We start from the raw sequence: 18,378 nt of genomic DNA on the forward strand, positions 1-18,378 counted from the left end.
GTGGATATAAACAAACTCAAACTCACCCCTGATTCAAGCATAGAAGAAGCTTTAAAAATAGTCGGGCAAGAACGCGTTAGACTAGGCATTATAGTTGATAAAAAGGATAAATTTTTAGGAGTCATTAGTGATTCAAACATCAGAAAAGCTTTAATTAGTGGCAAAACTTTAAAAGATAGTATCAAGGATATTTACACTAAAAATCCCATCACCATAAAAGAAAACACAAGCAAAGAACAGCTTTTAAAAATTTCTGCTAAAACCGATATTTATGATTTTCCTGTTTTAGATGAAAAAGGGCAAATTCTTTCCATAAAATCTGTCTCATCGCTTTTAAAAACCAATCCAAACTCCATTGTCATCATGGCTGGAGGCTTAGGATCTCGCTTAAAAGAGCTGACTAAAGATACTCCAAAACCTATGTTAAAAGTAGGCAAAAAACCCATTTTAGAAAGCATAATCCAAAGACTTAAAAATCAAAATTTTGAAAATTTTATCTTTTGTGTGAATTATAAAAAACAAATCATAGAAGATTATTTTCAAAAAGGGCAAAAATTTGGGGTTAAAATTTCTTATATTAAAGAGCGTAAAAAACTAGGTACAGCAGGGGCTTTAAGCCTTATAAAACAAGAATTTAAAGAAAGTTTTATCGTTATGAATGCAGACATTTTAACCGAGCTTAATTTTAATGATCTTTTAAAAGCGCATAAAAAATCAAAAGCTTTAATGAGCGTTTGCGTGCGTGAGTTTGAGCAACAAATTCCTTATGGAGTGATCACTCAAAAACAAGGTTTTATAGAAAATATAGAAGAAAAACCTACCCAAAAATTCCTAGTAAGTGCGGGGATTTATGTACTTGAAAATGAAATTTTAAATTTAATTGCTAAAAATGAATACCTAGATATGCCAGAACTCATCAAACTCGCTCTACAAAAAGGTAAGGTAAATACCTATATCATCAATGATTATTGGATTGACATTGGAAGGCCAGATGAGTTTTTAAAAGCCAATGAGGATTTTAAATGAAAGTCTTAATCATAGGCTTTGGAAGCATAGGAAAAAAGCATTTTTTAGCCTTAAAAAATTTAAAGTATGAAGTAAGTTTGCTTTCTTTAAGTGCTAAAAAAGAAGAGTTTGAAAAAACTCAAATCTATCGTTCCTTAAAAGAATGTCATTTAAATGAATTTGATCTTTTTATCATCGCAAATATCACCACAGAGCATTTTAACACCTTAAAAGCTTTAAATGAGCTTGTAAAAGATAAAATCATACTCGTAGAAAAACCTTTATTTGAAAAAAGCCAAAATTTCACAAGCTCAAAAAATCACATTTATGTAGCATATTTACTGCGTTTTCATCCTGTGATTGTAGCTTTAAAAAGGCTTTTAAAAGGTGAAAAAATTTATTTTGCTAGTTTGGTTTGTAATTCTTATTTGCCCCATTGGAGGGCTTTAGACTACAGGCAAAATTACAGCGCTAAAAAAGAGCTAGGTGGTGGGGTTTTACTCGATCTCTCTCATGAAATCGATCTAGCCTTTTTTCTTTTTGGAAACTTAGAGCTTATATACTCCCAAAATGCTAAAATTTCAGAGCTTGACATAACAAGCGATGATTTTGCCTTTTTGGCTTTAAAAAATTCACAAAAAGCTAAAATTCATATAGAATTAGACTATTTTTCTAAATTCAACAAAAGAGAAATGACCATCCATACTTTAGAAAAAAGCTTTAAAGCCGATTTAATAAACAATAAAATCGAAATTTATCACAAAAATCAAAGTCAAAAAATCTTAAATTTTGAAAATGATACGATAAAAACCCTTCAAAATTTACATCAAGCAGTCTTTGAAAAAGACAAAGAACTTTGCGATCTTAAGCAAGCTTTAAAAGTACTTGAACTTTGTGATGAAGTAAGGAAAAAAAATGGCTGAAATTTTATGTACCATTTGTGCTAGAGGTAGAAGCAAAGGCGTTAAAAACAAAAATATTAAAAAGATTAACGAACTTGAAATGATAGCTTATAGCATCATACAAGCTCAAAATTCAAAGCTTTTTAAACACATAGTCATAAGTACTGATAGTGATGAAATCGCAAGTGTAGCCCAAAAATACGATGCTGAAGTTTTTTTCAAAAGAGAAGCTCATCTTGCCAATGATCGGGCTGCAAAACTTCCTGTCATGCGTGATGCCTTGCTAAGAAGTGAAGAGCATTTTAAAACGCGTTTTGAAACTCTCATAGACTTAGATGCTTCAGCCCCGCTTCGCTCAAGCCTTGATATAAAAAAAGCTTATGAAAGTTTTGTTGAAAATGATAATTCCAATCTCATCACCGCAGTTCCTGCTAGACGTAATCCTTATTTTAACCTCGTAGAAATACAAAATAACAAGGTAGTAAAATCCAAAGAAGGAAATTTTACCACTCGCCAAAGTGCCCCAAAATGCTATGATATGAACGCTAGTATTTATATCTTTAAAAGGGATTATCTTTTAGAAAATGATAGTGTTTTTGGCAAAAACACAGGGCTTTTTGTAATGGATGAAAGCACAGCTTTTGATGTAGATAGTGAACTTGATTTTAAAATCGTAGAGTTTTTAATCTCTTTAAAAAATTTATCGCCAAAGGATTTTTAATGCTTGAAAATAAAATCATCTTTGTAGCAGGAGCTTGTGGACGCATAGGCAAAGTGCTTTGCAAAAAAATACTTCTTAATAAAGGCACGGTCATACTTGCAGATATCAACAAAGAACGCTTAAATAAATTGCAAGAAAATTTAGAAACAAATTTTAAAACAAAACTTTTAAGCTTAGAACTTGACATCACCAAACAAGAAAGTTTACAAATTGCCCTTCAAAAAAGTCAAGAAAGATACGGCAAAATCGATGCTTTTGTTAACTCAAGCTATCCTTTTGGCAAAGATTGGGGTAAAACGCCTTATTATGAACTCAAATACGAACAAATTTGTGAAAGTTTAAATTTACATTTAGCAGGCTTTATGTTGGCTGCTCAAGAATTTGTGAAATTTTTTAAACAACAAGGCCATGGTAATATCATCAATCTTAGCTCCATCATGGGAGTTTATGCGCCAAAATTTGAAAACTATGAAGGCACTTCCATGCAAAGCTCTTTAGAATACAGTGTGATAAAAGCAGGGATTAATCACATGAGCTCTTGGCTAGCTAAAGAGCTTTTTAATCAAAACATACGCGTTAATACCCTAGCAAGTGGAGGAATTTTGGATAATCAAAATGAACTTTTTTTAAAAGCTTATAGAAAATGTTGTGCAAGCAAGGGTATGTTAGATGCTGATGATGTGTGCGGAACCTTGGTATTTTTGCTTAGTGATGAGAGTAGATTTATCACAGGGCAAACCTTAGTAGTAGATGATGGATGGGGCTTATGATGACCTTCACCCCTACTCAAAAAGAACTCTTTAACAAAAACATTGAAGCTTTAAGCAATATTCTTTTAAAAGAAAGTTTAAAAGAAATTAAATCAAGTAAATTTGAACTTGTTTTAGGTAAAGATAATCTAGATATCAATTTAAAAGATACAAGTGATAATACTTTTCTTTATGAAAATGTTATTGATGAATTAAACTCTATGCTAAATACTTATAATGATAAATATCTACTTTATCCTGTATTATATTTTTATGGTTTTGGAAATGGAATTTTATTTAAAGCTTTATTGCAAAATAAAAATCATCAACATATTATTGTTTTTGAAAAAGATATAGAAATCATTTGGGTCATGTTTCATGTTTTAGATTTTTCAAATGAATTACAAAATTCAAGATTGATGATTTTGCAAACAAGTTCTTTGGATATAGAATTTTTTTCTAATTTTTGCTCTAGCAAACCTTTCTTTCAATTTTCTAGAATTTATTTTTTAGAACTGATGAGTCATTATTATGAAAGATTTCATGAAGATATTTTAGGATTGAATAAAAAATTAGCAGAAAATTTTAAAAATATCATTTTAAGAAATGGTAATGATCCTCTTGATGCTCTTCAAGGTATAGAGCAATTTGTTTATAACTTACCTCAAATGATCACTCATCCTAGTTATAAAGAATTACTTTCTAAAAGAAAGGGTATAAGTGATACAGCTATCATTGTTTCTACAGGACCATCTCTTACTAAACAACTTCCTTTGTTAAAAAAATATGCTAATAAAGCTACAATTTTTTGTGCGGATTCTTCTTATCCTATTTTAGCTAAGCATGGTATAAAACCTGATTATGTTTGTATGTTGGAAAGAAAAGCTATTACAGCAGAATTTTTTAATCATGATTTTGGGGAATTTGATAATGGAATTTGTTTTATTATCAAATCCATAGTACATCCTAATGCCATAAATTACCTAACCAAAAAAACCGATAATTTTACTATAGTTTCAACCTATGCAAGTTTTATACAATATTTAAAATTAGATTATTTTGGATATTTTAACATGGGATTTAGTGTTGCACATATGGCTTGTTATCTTTCCTTACATTTAAATCATAAAAACATCATTTTTATAGGACAGGATTTAGCTTATGCTGAAAATGGCAATTCTCATCCTGATGATTATCAAAATTCAGCTAGCTATGAAAGCAGAAGGTATCCGCATCTTTATACTCTTGCTTATGGCGGAAAAGAAAAAATCAAAACTCACCATGTCTGGCTTATGTTTAAACGAAATTTAGAGCAAGATGTGCAAAAAATACAAAAGTATTTAGATACTAAAATTTACAACTGCACCGAAGGTGGAGCAAGGATAGAAGGAACCATAGAAAAACCTTTTCTATGGGCTTGTGAGAATTTACTTCATAAAGATTTAAATAAACCTTTTGAAAAATTAGAACCTTTAAGTTTAAATAAACAAAATGAGTTTTTACTTAAGGCTTATTATAAAGTTTGTAAAAGTATTGAACATTGTAGAGATTTTAGTAATAAATTTATTAAAAGCTATGATAAAATAAAAAATTCTTTTATGAGTTTACAAAATTCTCAAAAAAATGAAATTTTTATTCAAGAAATTATTCAAGATATAGATAAAACCAAAACTCAAATAGATGAACTTTGCAATACTCAAAAAGATTTGATACAAATTTTAGGTCCCCTACTAACTCAATTTGAACTTAATCTTGCTAGAATTTATGTCTTAAATCCTAAAACCAAAGAAGATGCTTTTAATAAAAGTATTCTTTGGATAAAAGAACATTTAGAATTTATGGAATTAGTTTATGGACATATTAAAGCACAAGAAAATGCTTTGATTAAAAATATACTTCCTTTAGAAGAAAAACTTAAAGAAAGAAAATTAGATAAATGGATGGAAAGGGTGAGAAGGTGAGAGAAGAGCTTTTTTTAAAAAATACTCAAGCTTTGTTTGAGGTCGATGAGTTTTTAGCTTGTACACTAAGATCACTTAAATACTTAACTTTTGCACTTATCCAAGATGAAAATGGAATAAATTTTAAAAAAGATGATATTTTTCTTTATGAAAATCCCAATAAAGAGCTTTTAGAAAACCTTACTCTGTTTAAAACCGAATATAACAAATATCCTGTTTTGTTTTTTTATGGCTTTGGAAATGGAATGTTTTATAAAACTTTATGTAAAAACAAACAACATAAACACATTATCATTTTTGAAGACAATCTTGAAATTTTAACTTTAGCTTTTCATTTATTTGATTTTAGCGAAGAATTAAAAAAAGAACAACTAATACTTTTTTATACTCCAAATATTAATACAGCACAACTCACCACACTTTTTACTTATGAAATCATTCAAAAAAGTGTAAAAATTTTTAATCTTTTTATTCATAATGATTTTTATCAACAATTTTATAGCACTCAAATACAAAATATAAATACTCAACTGATAGAAATAATACGATTTATCGTTTTAAACAAAGGTAATGATCCACATGATTCTTTAGTTGGAATCAAACATACCCTAGATAATCTCCCTAAAATGTTAAATCATGGAATTTTTCAAGAATTTCTCAAAGAAAGAAGAGCTAAGGTTGAAAATGCTATCATTGTTTCTACAGGACCAAGTCTTATAAAACAACTTCCTTTATTAAAAAAGTATGCTAATAAAGCTACGATTTTTTGTGCAGATAGTGCTTATGTTATCCTTGGAAAATACGGTATAAAGCCTGATTATGTTTGCATGCTAGAACGTGATGATATAGTTTCTAAATGTTTTGATAATGATTTTGGCGATTTTAACAAAGGCATACTTTTCATACTTGCTTCTGTGGTTCACAAAGAAGTATTAGATTTTTTAGAAAAAGATCAAAGAACTTATATGCTTGTACATCGCCCTTTAAATTTTGCGGCTAGTTTAAAACTTGATGAATATGGATATCTTGGAGTAGGACACAGTGTTTCAAATATGATCTATGAACTAACAGGAGCTTTAAGATTTGAAAATATCATTTTTATAGGACAGGATTTAGCTTATGGCGAGGATGGAAGTTCACATCCTAAAGAGCATATACATGGAAGTCAAGGTGAAGAAATCAGAGGAGAAAAATATACACTAGCTTATGGGGGAAAAGGCAAAGTAAGAACACAACTTACTTGGAATTTATTTCGTCAAGCTTTTGAAAAAGATATATTTTGGGCAAAAGAAAAACTCAATATCACCACCTACAACTGCACCGAAGGTGGAGCAAGGATAGAAGGAACCATAGAAAAACCTTTTCTATGGGCTTGTGAGAATTTACTTGATAAAGATTTAAATAAACCTTTTGATTTTCCAAAATTTCTAGATAAAAAACTAGCCAAAGAAAAATTAGAAAAAATAAAAAAATATCTCCAAAAAAGCATTTTAGAATCTAAAGAATTTATAAAAAAAACTCAAACTCAGCTTCAAAAGCTTAGATACACTTTAGAAAAAAATGACAAGAATTTTCAAACTCTTGAAAAAATCAAAAATGATCTTTTAAATCTTTTTAAAGAATTTAAAAAACTCAAGCTTTTTAATGAACTTTGTCAAGCTATTTATTTTCATAACGAATGCGAAATTTTAAAATTTGAAGTTTTAAACACAAATAAGCAAAAAGAAAATTTAATAGACTTTTTGAAAATACAACACAATTGGTTTATCCAAGGTTTAGGATATCTTGATACTCAAAACAAAACCATAGAAAAAAGTTTAGAAAATTGGAATTTTGACGATATAATCAAAAAATAATTAGGATTTCCAATGACCTTCACCCATGCTCAAAAAGAACTCTTTAACAAAAACATTGAAGCTTTAAGCAATATTCTTTTAAAAGAAAGTTTAAAAGAAATTAAATCAAGTAAATTTGAACTTATCTTAGGTAAAGATAATCTAGATATCAATTTAAAAGATACAAGTATAAAAAATAATGGGGGGGGGTATAATGAAAATTTACTTTATCAAGATCCCATTAAAGAATTGCAAACTATGCTAAATACTTATAATGATAAATATCTACTTTATCCTGTATTATATTTTTATGGTTTTGGAAATGGAATTTTATTTAAAGCTTTATTGCAAAATAAAAATCATCAACATATTATTGTTTTTGAAAAAGATATAGAAATCATTTGGGTCATGTTTCATGTTTTAGATTTTTCAAATGAATTACAAAATTCAAGATTGATGATTTTGGAAAATGATAAATTGCAAGCTCAAGATTATACTGAACTTTGTTCTTCTAAACCTTTCTTTCAATTTTCAAGAATTTATTTTTTAGAACTGATGAGTCATTATTATGAAAGATTTCATGAAGATATTTTAGGATTGAATAAAAAATTAGCAGAAAATTTTAAAAATATCATTTTAAGAAATGGTAATGATCCTCTTGATGCTCTTCAAGGTATAGAGCAATTTGTTTATAACTTACCTCAAATGATCACTCATCCTAGTTATAAAGAATTACTTTCTAAAAGAAAGGGTATAAGTGATACAGCTATCATTGTTTCTACAGGACCATCTCTTACTAAACAACTTCCTTTGTTAAAAAAATATGCTAATAAAGCTACAATTTTTTGTGCGGATTCTTCTTATCCTATTTTAGCTAAGCATGGTATAAAACCTGATTATGTTTGTATGTTGGAAAGAACTGAAATTACTGCTGAGTTTTTTAATCATGATTTTGGGGAATTTGATAAGGATATTATATTTATTTGTGCTGGTGTTGTTCATCCAAAGGCGATTGAGTATTTAAAGGATAGAAATTTAGTCATAACTCAAAAAGTTCTTGCTTTTCCATATTATATAAATCTTAAAGATTTTTCTTATGCTGCTGTAGGATTTAGTGTTGCACATACATTATCTTATCTAGCAACTTATCTAAGTCATAAAAACATCATTTTTATAGGACAGGATTTAGCTTATGCTGAAAATGGCAATTCTCATCCTGATGATTACCAAAACTCAGCTAATTATGAAAGTCAAATGTATGAACATATTTTAACTACAGCTTATGGAGGCAACGGAAAAGTCGAAACTCATAGTATATGGCTTTTATTTAAAAATTGGTTTGAAAATGAAATGATTCCAAATACTAGAAAAATGGGTATCACCACCTACAACTGCACCGAAGGTGGAGCAAGGATAGAAGGAACCATAGAAAAACCTTTTCTATGGGCTTGTGAGAATTTACTTCATAAAGATTTAAATAAACCTTTTGAAAAATTAGAACCTTTAAGTTTAAATAAACAAAATGAGTTTTTACTTAAGGCTTATTATAAAGTTTATCAAAGTATTAAACATTGTAGAGATTTTAGTAAAATACTCAGCAATGATTTTGAAAATATACAAAGTATATATTTGAGTTTAAATGAAAAAGAAGAGGATATCAATTTAGCTATTGAAAAAATAGATAAATTTAAAAATAAACTTGAAGATATAAAACAAATGCAAGATTTATATGAAATTTTACAACCTCTGCGTACTCAATTTGAACTTAATCTTGCTAGAATTTATGTCTTAAATCCTAAAACCAAAGAAGATGCTTTTAATAAAAGTATTCTTTGGATAAAAGAACATTTAGAATTTATGGAATTAGTTTATGGACATATTAAAGCACAAGAAAATGCTTTGATTAAAAATATACTTCCTTTAGAAGAAAAACTTAAAGAAAGAAAATTAGATAAATGGATGGAAAGGGTGAGAAGGTGAGAGAAGAAAATAATTTTAACAAAAATTTAAAAGCTTTAAGCGGTTTTGAGTATAACGACTTACGCAAAAAACTTGAGGATCTAAAAGAGCTTAGAGAATTTACTTTCACTCAAGGAAAAGATAATCTTGATATCAATATCATAAAAAAAAGAAATTTAAAAAAAATGTATCAAGATCCCATCAAAGAGCTTGAAAAAAATTTAGAATATTTTAAAGATTTTACACGCTATCCTGTGCTTTTTTTTTATGGTTTTGGAAATGGAATTTTATATAAAATTCTACTTCAAAATCAAGCACTTAAAAGAATAATCATCTTTGAAAAAGAATTAGAACTTATCTTTTTGGCTTTAAATTTCATAGATTTTAGCAAAGATTTAAGCTTAGGGCGACTCATTATTTTACATCATGATGATATTAATCTTCCTAAAATGGATAAAGTTTTTCGTTTGATAGGGGATTTGTTTTATCGTTCTTATAATCTACACATTGCTAATGATTTTTATGAACACTATAAAGAAGATATTTTAAAACTTAATAAACTCAACATGCAAATCATCAAAAATCACAATCTTATGCGTGGTAATGATCCTAAAGATGCCATGCAAGGTATAGAACAATTTGTTTATAATCTTCCTCAAATGATCACTCATCCTAGTTATAAAGAATTACTTTCTAAAAGAAAGGGTATAAGTGATACAGCTATCATTGTTTCTACAGGACCATCTCTTACTAAACAACTTCCTTTGTTAAAAAAATATGCTAATAAAGCTACAATTTTTTGTGCGGATTCTTCTTATCCTATTTTAGCTAAGCATGGTATAAAACCTGATTATGTTTGTATGTTGGAACGCGATGAAATAGTAGCTGAATGTTTTAATAATGATTTTAAAGATTTTGATAAAGACATCATTTTTCTAGTAGCTTCTTTGGTGCATAAAAAAACCATTTCTTATCTTGAAAAAAATCAAAGAAAATACATTTTAATCATAAAAGGCCAGCCTTTTGCGAGATGCTTGGGGCTAGACGATTATGGATATATTAACGCAGGCATGAGTGTATCTCATATGGCTTATGAACTGGCTGAAAATTTAGGACATAACAACATCATTCTCATAGGTCAGGATTTAGCTTATGCCAAAGATGGGCAAACACATTCTCAAGGTTTCATCCATGCTAATTTACACAATGGAGACTATGAAAGGGACTTAGATAGATTTAGCACTACAGCTTATGGAGGAAATGGAAAAGTTCAAAGTTCTGAAATTTGGACACTTTTTAGACAAATTTTTGAAAATTTCATTGCTTTTAGCAAAAGTAAAACTTATAATTGCACTGAAGGAGGTGCTAGGATAGAAAGCGCTATAGAAAAACCTTTTAAAGAACTTTGCGAAAATTTACTCGAAAATAAAAAAGATAAAAAATTTAAAAAATTACAAGTTTTAAATACTAAAGAACAAGTAAAACTCGGATTAAAAATCTATCAAAAAATCAAAAAAAATATGAATTTATCTTTGAATTTTAAAAAAGAGTGTAAAAAAGTTCAAAAACAAATTCACAATCTTACCCATGGAAAAAACAAGCTCTCTCTTGAACAAATAAACCAGAATATAGACAAAATCAAAGAAAAACTTTCAAATAAAAAATATCTCTTTTTGCAAGAAATTTTAGGCCCTACTTTACATCACGAACAAAGTATATTAACGCCTTTATATCTTAAAGATATCAAAGATGAATCTGATAAACAAAATAAACTTTTTGCTTGGGTTTATGCACACGAAGCTTTGATAGAAAATATCATAGAGCTTTTAGAAGTCCAAGATAAAAGACTTAAGATTGCGATTTTGCCCTTGCAAGACTTTTTAGAAAAGAAAAAAGCACTTTAAAATCTTAGATGCAAAAAGCATCTAAGAAATCTATTGAAGAAGTTTTAAAACATTTTGCTGCACTGCATTAGCCTGACTCATAGCATAAGAACCTGACTGTGCAAGGATGTTATATTTAGAAAAATTTGCACTTTCACTTGCAAAGTCTACATCTCTTATGGTTGATTCTGCTGCTTTAACATTTACTTGAGTTACGGTAATGTTGTTTATAGTAACTTGAAGTTGATTTTGTACTGAACCAATGTCAGCTCTGATTTGATCAAGATTTGTTGTAGCTGTTTCAGCTATGTCCATCACTGCCATAGCACCCTTAAGTGTGGTAACACCTGCGGTTTCATCTTTTACTCCAAAAGCAGTTGTTTTCATAGTTGCAAACTGAGAAAGTCCGCTTTGACTAGAAAAACCTGAACCTGCAGAAACATTATATACCGCAGAAAGTTGCGAAGCAGCTGAAATAGCTATAGCGTTTGCAAAACCTGTGGAATAATTTTTACCGCTACCTACAGAATAACCTGAACCTGAAGAAAATCCACTTTCTGCGCTACTCATATAAGCGCTAACAGAAGAATAACCAGCTAACATAACTCCTTTGTTTACAGAACCAAATCCCATAGCATCGGCAGTATTAGCATCAAATCTTCCTTTTGACTCTCTTAAAGAAACAGAAGCCTGAGAGATAAAACTGTTTGCTCCAAAACCTGCAAAAGAAAGACCTGTACCACTTACTAAAATATCTTTACCATCATTTTTAACTAAAGATAAACGACCATAATTTTCCATCATATTTGGATTGATAAAAGCACCTCTACCAATACTTCCTTCGATTTTAATTCCTCTTCCCTCTCTTGAGCTAAGTAAAAGTTGTCCATTAGCATCGATTGAAGCTTCAACTCCAGTGGTATCTTTAACCGAATTGATTGCAGCAACTAAGGCTCCATTAGCATCACCATCTTTGTATTCTACTTGACCGATTTTTACCCCATTAATAGCAAAGTCATCTGAAGTAGTTCCAGCCCTAACTGCAGCCATACCTCTAGTTTCTACTGTAAAAGTAGCTCTAACACCGGTTTGATCAGCACTTTTATTAATCTCTTCAACTAAGGCTCCAAGTCCTGTTCCAACTGAAGTTGAAATAACCACTTTTTGAAACTGAAAATCATCTATACCATTGTAATTTTTAAGAGTAAATTGCACTTCACCACTAGATGAAATTCTTCCTCCTGTTTCAAAGCGTGTTAAACCTATCTTAGAAGATTGGGTTGCTCCTATGGTAGCTTTTACAGTTTGATTTGAACTAGCACCGATTTGAAATTCTTGATTGATAAAATTTCCACTTAAAAGTTGCTTACCGTTAAATGAAGTAGTATTTGCGATATTGTCAAGTTCTTCCATTAAACGGTTGATATCTGCTTGAAGCATGGTTCTTGTTTTTAAACTTTGTCCATCTTGAGCCGCTTGAGTTGCCTTAGTTTTAATAGTATCTAAGATTTTAAGTTGCTCATCCATAGCCTTATCAGCAGTTTGTAAGATACCTATAGCATCATTACCATTGTTGATAGCTTGACCTAAAGTAGCTGCTTGTGAACGCAAAGAATCTGCTATAGCCATCCCTGAAGCATCATCTGCTGCGGAGTTGATTCTAAGACCTGAACTAAGTCTGCTTAAAGACTTATCCAGTTCTCTAGCATTAACAACTGAATTTGCATGTGCGTTTAATGCACCGATGTTAGTGTTTATCCTAAAACCCATTTTAAATCCTTTCAAAATATTGCATCGAAAAGATTAAAGCAAGAAGTGTTCCAAGTTTTAGTTTAATTAAAAATTTTAGAGTTTAAAATAAAAAAGCCTAGTTCTAAACTAGGCTTGGATTTGTATATATTGCAGCTTTATTAAATTACTGTAGCAATCTTAAAACATTTTGCTGAACAGAATTAGCCTGTGCCATGGCATAAGAGCCACTTTGAGCTAAGATATTTGCTTTAGAGTAGTTTGCACTCTCGGCTGCAAAGTCTACATCACGGATTTGTGACTCAGCTGCTTTAACGTTTACTTGAGTAACGGTAATGTTGTTTATAGTTGATGTAACTTGATTTTGCACTGAACCAATGTCAGCTCTGATTTGATCAAGATTTGTTATAGCTGTTTCAGCTATGTCCATCACTGCCATAGCACCCTTAAGTGTGGTAACACCTGCGGTTTCATCTTTTACTCCAAAAGCAGTTGTTTTCATAGTTGCAAACTGAGAAAGTCCGCTTTGACTAGAAAAACCTGAACCTGCAGAAACATTATATACCGCAGAAAGTTGCGAAGCAGCTGAAATAGCTATAGCGTTTGCAAAACCTGTGGAATAATTTTTACCGCTACCTACAGAATAACCTGAACCTGAAGAAAATCCACTTTCTGCGCTACTCATATAAGCGCTAACAGAAGAATAACCAGCTAACATAACTCCTTTGTTTACAGAACCAAATCCCATAGCATCGGCAGTATTAGCATCAAATCTTCCTTTTGACTCTCTTAAAGAAACAGAAGCCTGAGAGATAAAACTGTTTGCTCCAAAACCTGCAAAAGAAAGACCTGTACCACTTACTAAAATATCTTTACCATCATTTTTAACTAAAGATAAACGACCATAATTTTCCATCATATTTGGATTGATAAAAGCACCTCTACCAATACTTCCTTCGATTTTAATTCCTCTTCCCTCTCTTGAGCTAAGTAAAAGTTGTCCATTAGCATCGATTGAAGCTTCAACTCCAGTGGTATCTTTAACCGAATTGATTGCAGCAACTAAGGCTCCATTAGCATCACCATCTTTGTATTCTACTTTACCGATTTTTACCCCATTGATAGTAAAATCATCTGAAGTAGTTCCAGCCCTAACTGCAGCCATACCTCTAGTTTCTACTGTAAAAGTAGCTCTAACACCTGTTTTATCAGCATTTTTATTGATCTCATCTGCTAAAGCTCCAAGTCCTGTTCCAACTGAAGTTGAAATCACAACTTTTTGAAACTGAAAATCATCTATACCATTGTAATTTTTAAGAGTAAATTGCACTTCACCACTAGATGAAATTCTTCCTCCTGTTTCAAAGCGTGTTAAACCTATCTTAGAAGATTGGGTTGCTCCTATGGTAGCTTTTACAGTTTGATTTGAACTAGCACCGATTTGAAATTCTTGATTGATAAAATTTCCACTTAAAAGTTGCTTACCGTTAAATGAAGTAGTATTTGCGATATTGTCAAGTTCTTCCATTAAACGGTTGATATCTGCTTGAAGCATGGTTCTTGTTTTTAAACTTTGTCCATCTTGAGCCGCTTGAGTTGCCTTAGTTTTAATAGTATCTAAGATTTTAAGTTGCTCATCCATAGCCTTATCAGCAGTTTGTAAGATACCTAAAGCATCGTTACCATTAGATATAGCTTGACCTAAAGTATTAGCTTGAGATCTTAAACTGTCTGCTATCGCCATCCCTGAAGCATCATCTGCTGCGGAGTTGATTCTAAGACCTGAACTAAGTCTGCTTAAAGAAGCATCTAAACTTTTACTATTTAAATCAGCGTTTGCTTTTGCATTTAAAGCTGCAACATTGGTGTTAATACGAAATCCCATTTTAAATCCTTTTAAAAAAATTCAAGCTCATCCATGAACTTGTTAAATGCTATATCGTGCAATCAAAAAAATATTTTATACTTTAGCAATAAAATTTCATACTTTTGACAAAGACTTGTATTTTTGCTCTAACTTTTCCATAAAATAAAGCAACCATTCATGGTAAGCTTTAATATAAGCTGTGATGAAATGCGTTTTATCTTGTATATGAAGTTTCAATACATCAGCAATCATTTTTCCACGATAAGCAAAGGCTCCTCTTAAAGTTTCATCCTGTATAAACTCATCTTCATCTAAAGAGTGATTGAAATTTTCTATATTTTGATAAACTTTTTCTAAAAATTCCAAAGGTAAAATAAAATCTTTACTGAGTATATTTTCTAAAATTTGTTTTAAAGCTAAAGCATCGTCTAAAAATCTTTTAGCATTATCTTGATCTTTTTGTATTTTTTCTTTGAATTTAACTAGGAGTTTATCACTTCTATTTTTAGTTAAACTTTTTGGAAGTTCAAATTGAGGTTTTTCTTTTGTAAGGAGTTTTTCACAACATTCTTTAAAGGAAAGTTCTTCAGTGAAATTAATCCTTGCTCCACCTTCAGTAGCATTGTAAAACTTTGCTTTTTGTTCATTGCAAGCAAAAAGATATTCAAGTTTTATACGATAATCATTCCAGGTTATATGCGTTAAAACTTCACCTTTGCCTGCATAGGCGGTGACTTTAAGTTTATCTATATTTTCTTCACCACTAAATTTCTCTCCAAAATCAAAACCTTTTGAGTGTGAATTTCCTTCTTCATCAAAGGCTAAATCTTGTCCTATCATGATGATATTTTTAAATCCTAAAGCCAAAGCTAAGGTATAAGAAAAATGACTTACATGAGTGCCTGTATCGATATAGCCAAAGTCATTAAGATTGAAGCGTTGGTATAAAGGATCATCTCTTAAAACTACACTTTTATTATCTAAAAAATGAACCAAACTAGGATGAGTAGCACATGAAAGCATATTTAAAGAAGTTTTATTTTCTTTATTTTGAAAAAATTTCATTGCTAGATCAGTAAAATCTAAATTCGTAACATAATCAGGTATTATGCCTTCTTTTTCAAGCATGCTTAAAGCCCCATCAGCACAAAAGATCACTGCTTTATCTTGATAAGCTTTAAGTAAAGGAAGTTGTTTAGCTAAACTAGGTCCTGCAGAAACTACTATAGCATTTTCAAATTTGTTTTTTCTTTGGCTTAAGATTCTTTGAAAAGGAATGCTTTCAAGCATAGAAGGGATGTTTTGTAAAAACTGTCCATGTGTTAGCAAAGGTAAAAAACAAGTAATATCTGCATTCCTTATTGCTACACTTGCACTTTTAATACAAAGTTCATTTAAAGATAAAATAGAAGTTTCATAGTATTTAAGATAATAATGCGAGCTAATAAACATTTCATATAAACTTAAATACTCTAAAATACTTTGCTGATCAAAAATCATAGCAATTTGAATTTCTAAATCCTTTGCAACACAGTCAAATAATACAACCTTATAAACTTTCAACTCTTCACTCAAATCTATCGTACTTAAAGCTAGAATAAAAAGTTCTATTTCACTTTCAAATACAAAAAGATGTTTATAGTGTTTAGCTAAATTTTTAATCAGTAAAGCATTGCCTATACCATAAATACATATAAAAGGATATCTAGGAGTTTTTTCTAAAATACTTTGATAGAAAAAATTTATTTCTTCTTCTAAGTTTTCATACATGAAAACATTATGAGTTTTATCAAAGATATTTAAATTTTCATCTATATTAAAACGAGAGCAAGTTTTATTTTGTATGAAATTTAAAAGTTTATTTCCTAAGGGTTCATTTACCCCACTTAATAAAGCTTGTATGTTTTTTTCTAGCAAATTCATGGAAGTTCCTTAAAAGAATCGATGATAATATTTATTCTTTGCTCTAATTTTTCCATAAAATAAAGCAACCATTCATGGTAAGCTTTAATATAAGCACTGATAAAACTAGCATTATCTACAATATTTTCTTTATAAACTAAACTTATCTTAAGTCCTCGCTCATACATCACTGCTTTTAAAATACCATCCTGTATAAACTCATCTTCATCTAAAGAGTGATTGAAATTTTCTATATTTTGATAAACTTTTTCTAAAAATTCCAAAGGTAAAATAAAATCTTTACTGAGTATATTTTCTAAAATTTGTTTTAAAGCTAAAGCATCGTCTAAAAATCTTTTAGCATTATCTTGATCTTTTTGTATTTTTTCTTTGAATTTAACTAGGAGTTTATCACTTCTATTTTTAGTTAAACTTTTTGGAAGTTCAAATTGAGGTTTTTCTTTTGTAAGGAGTTTTTCACAACATTCTTTAAAGGAAAGTTCTTCAGTGAAATTAATCCTTGCTCCACCTTCAGTAGCATTGTAAAACTTTGCTTTTTGTTCATTGCAAGCAAAAAGATATTCAAGTTTTATACGATAATCATTCCAGGTTATATGCGTTAAAACTTCACCTTTGCCTGCATAGGCGGTGACTTTAAGTTTATCTATATTTTCTTCACCACTAAATTTCTCTCCAAAATCAAAACCTTTTGAGTGTGAATTTCCTTCTTCATCAAAGGCTAAATCTTGTCCTATCATGATGATATTTTTAAATCCTAAAGCCAAAGCTAAGGTATAAGAAAAATGACTTACATGAGTGCCTGTATCGATATAGCCAAAGTCATTAAGATTGAAGCGTTGGTATAAAGGATCATCTCTTAAAACTACACTTTTATTATCTAAAAAATGAACCAAACTAGGATGAGTAGCACATGAAAGCATATTTAAAGAAGTTTTATTTTCTTTATTTTGAAAAAATTTCATTGCTAGATCAGTAAAATCTAAATTCGTAACATAATCAGGTATTATGCCTTCTTTTTCAAGCATGCTTAAAGCCCCATCAGCACAAAAGATCACTGCTTTATCTTGATAAGCTTTAAGTAAAGGAAGTTGTTTAGCTAAACTAGGTCCTGCAGAAACTACTATAGCATTTTCAAATTTGTTTTTTCTTTCACTTAAGATTCTTTGAAAAGGAATGCTTTCAAGCATAGAAGGGATGTTTTGTAAAAGATGAGAATAACACTCAAAACCGATACATAAACTAGAATTTAAATTTCTTATCACAACTTTTATATTTTTCTCGCAAAGCTCATCTGCTTTATGCCAGACATCCTCATAAAACTTTTTATAATAAACATTATTCACAAACATTTCATACAAACTTAAGTACTCAAACATATCTTTCATATCAAAAAGTATAAGCAGTTGAATATCTACTCTTTCTTCTTCGATATCCACAAGATAAATTTTTCCACTACAAAGCTCTTCACTCAAATCTATCGTACTTAAAGCTAGAATAAAAAGTTCTATTTCACTTTCAAATACAAAAAGATGTTTATAGTGTTTAGCTAAATTTTTAATCAGTAAAGCATTGCCTATACCATAAATACATATAAAAGGATATCTAGGAGTTTTTTCTAAAATACTTTGATAGAAAAAATTTATTTCTTCTTCTAAGTTTTCATACATGAAAACATTATGAGTTTTATCAAAGATATTTAAATTTTCATCTATATTAAAACGAGAGCAAGTTTTATTTTGTATGAAATTTAAAAGTTTATTTCCTAAGGGTTCATTTACTCCACTTAATAAAGCTTGTATGTTTTTTTCTAGTAGGGTCATTAGC

12 protein-coding genes are annotated in these 18,378 nt (G+C 29.8%); 8 read left to right on the forward strand and 4 right to left on the reverse strand.

Annotated features, from left to right (window positions below):
- Genes FBF02_RS06505 through FBF02_RS06540 form a run of 8 tightly spaced genes read left to right on the forward strand, consistent with a single transcriptional unit; the run spans position 1 to position 11,036 of the window.
- Positions 1–1,026, forward strand: coding sequence for a nucleotidyltransferase family protein (locus FBF02_RS06505; protein WP_002890598.1), 1,026 nt, complete (start codon positions 1–3; stop codon positions 1,024–1,026).
- A complete protein-coding gene (ptmF, locus tag FBF02_RS06510; protein ID WP_002890600.1) occupies positions 1,023–1,928 on the forward strand; it encodes an L-glutamine-D-fructose-6-phosphate isomerase subunit in 906 nt (301 codons plus the stop codon). The genes FBF02_RS06505 and ptmF overlap by 4 nt, the downstream gene beginning before the upstream one ends.
- On the forward strand, positions 1,921–2,628 hold the full coding sequence (gene legF / locus FBF02_RS06515; protein WP_002890602.1) for a CMP-N,N'-diacetyllegionaminic acid synthase: 708 nt from the start codon (positions 1,921–1,923) through the stop codon (positions 2,626–2,628). The genes ptmF and legF overlap by 8 nt, the downstream gene beginning before the upstream one ends.
- Positions 2,628–3,398: a flagellin modification protein PtmA gene (gene ptmA / locus FBF02_RS06520; RefSeq protein WP_002890604.1), complete on the forward strand. Its 771-nt coding sequence runs from the start codon at positions 2,628–2,630 to the stop codon at positions 3,396–3,398. Before legF ends, ptmA begins: the two co-directional genes overlap by 1 nt.
- Positions 3,398–5,338: a motility associated factor glycosyltransferase family protein gene (locus FBF02_RS06525; RefSeq protein WP_015016479.1), complete on the forward strand. Its 1,941-nt coding sequence runs from the start codon at positions 3,398–3,400 to the stop codon at positions 5,336–5,338. The genes ptmA and FBF02_RS06525 overlap by 1 nt, the downstream gene beginning before the upstream one ends.
- A complete protein-coding gene (locus FBF02_RS06530) occupies positions 5,335–7,194 on the forward strand; it encodes a motility associated factor glycosyltransferase family protein (RefSeq protein WP_015016480.1) in 1,860 nt (619 codons plus the stop codon). Before FBF02_RS06525 ends, FBF02_RS06530 begins: the two co-directional genes overlap by 4 nt.
- A 12-nt stretch (positions 7,195–7,206) precedes the next feature.
- Positions 7,207–9,153 (forward strand): motility associated factor glycosyltransferase family protein, encoded by a 1,947-nt coding sequence (locus FBF02_RS06535; RefSeq protein ID WP_015016481.1) that lies wholly within the window; start codon positions 7,207–7,209, stop codon positions 9,151–9,153.
- On the forward strand, positions 9,150–11,036 hold the full coding sequence (locus FBF02_RS06540; protein ID WP_015016482.1) for a motility associated factor glycosyltransferase family protein: 1,887 nt from the start codon (positions 9,150–9,152) through the stop codon (positions 11,034–11,036). Before FBF02_RS06535 ends, FBF02_RS06540 begins: the two co-directional genes overlap by 4 nt.
- A gap of 30 nt (positions 11,037–11,066) precedes the next feature.
- Here the strand turns inward: FBF02_RS06540 and FBF02_RS06545 are convergent, their stop codons facing one another.
- From FBF02_RS06545 to FBF02_RS06560, 4 genes are all read right to left on the reverse strand, one after another.
- Positions 11,067–12,785: a flagellin A gene (locus FBF02_RS06545; protein WP_168940577.1), complete on the reverse strand. Its 1,719-nt coding sequence runs from the start codon at positions 12,783–12,785 to the stop codon at positions 11,067–11,069.
- 145 nt (positions 12,786–12,930) lie between these two features.
- A complete protein-coding gene (locus FBF02_RS06550; protein WP_168940578.1) occupies positions 12,931–14,649 on the reverse strand; it encodes a flagellin in 1,719 nt (572 codons plus the stop codon).
- Positions 14,650–14,745: 96 nt separating this feature from the next.
- Positions 14,746–16,554, reverse strand: a complete 1,809-nt coding sequence (locus FBF02_RS06555) for a motility associated factor glycosyltransferase family protein (protein ID WP_168940579.1) — start codon at positions 16,552–16,554, stop codon at positions 14,746–14,748.
- The gene (locus tag FBF02_RS06560) at positions 16,551–18,374 is read right to left on the reverse strand and encodes a motility associated factor glycosyltransferase family protein (protein WP_002858102.1); all 1,824 of its coding nucleotides are present in this window, start codon (positions 18,372–18,374) and stop codon (positions 16,551–16,553) included. The genes FBF02_RS06555 and FBF02_RS06560 overlap by 4 nt, the downstream gene beginning before the upstream one ends.
- Between the last annotated feature and the right edge of the window lie 4 nt (positions 18,375–18,378).

This window comes from Campylobacter sp. CFSAN093226, assembly GCF_012897595.1.
Lineage (GTDB): Bacteria > Campylobacterota > Campylobacteria > Campylobacterales > Campylobacteraceae > Campylobacter_D > Campylobacter_D jejuni.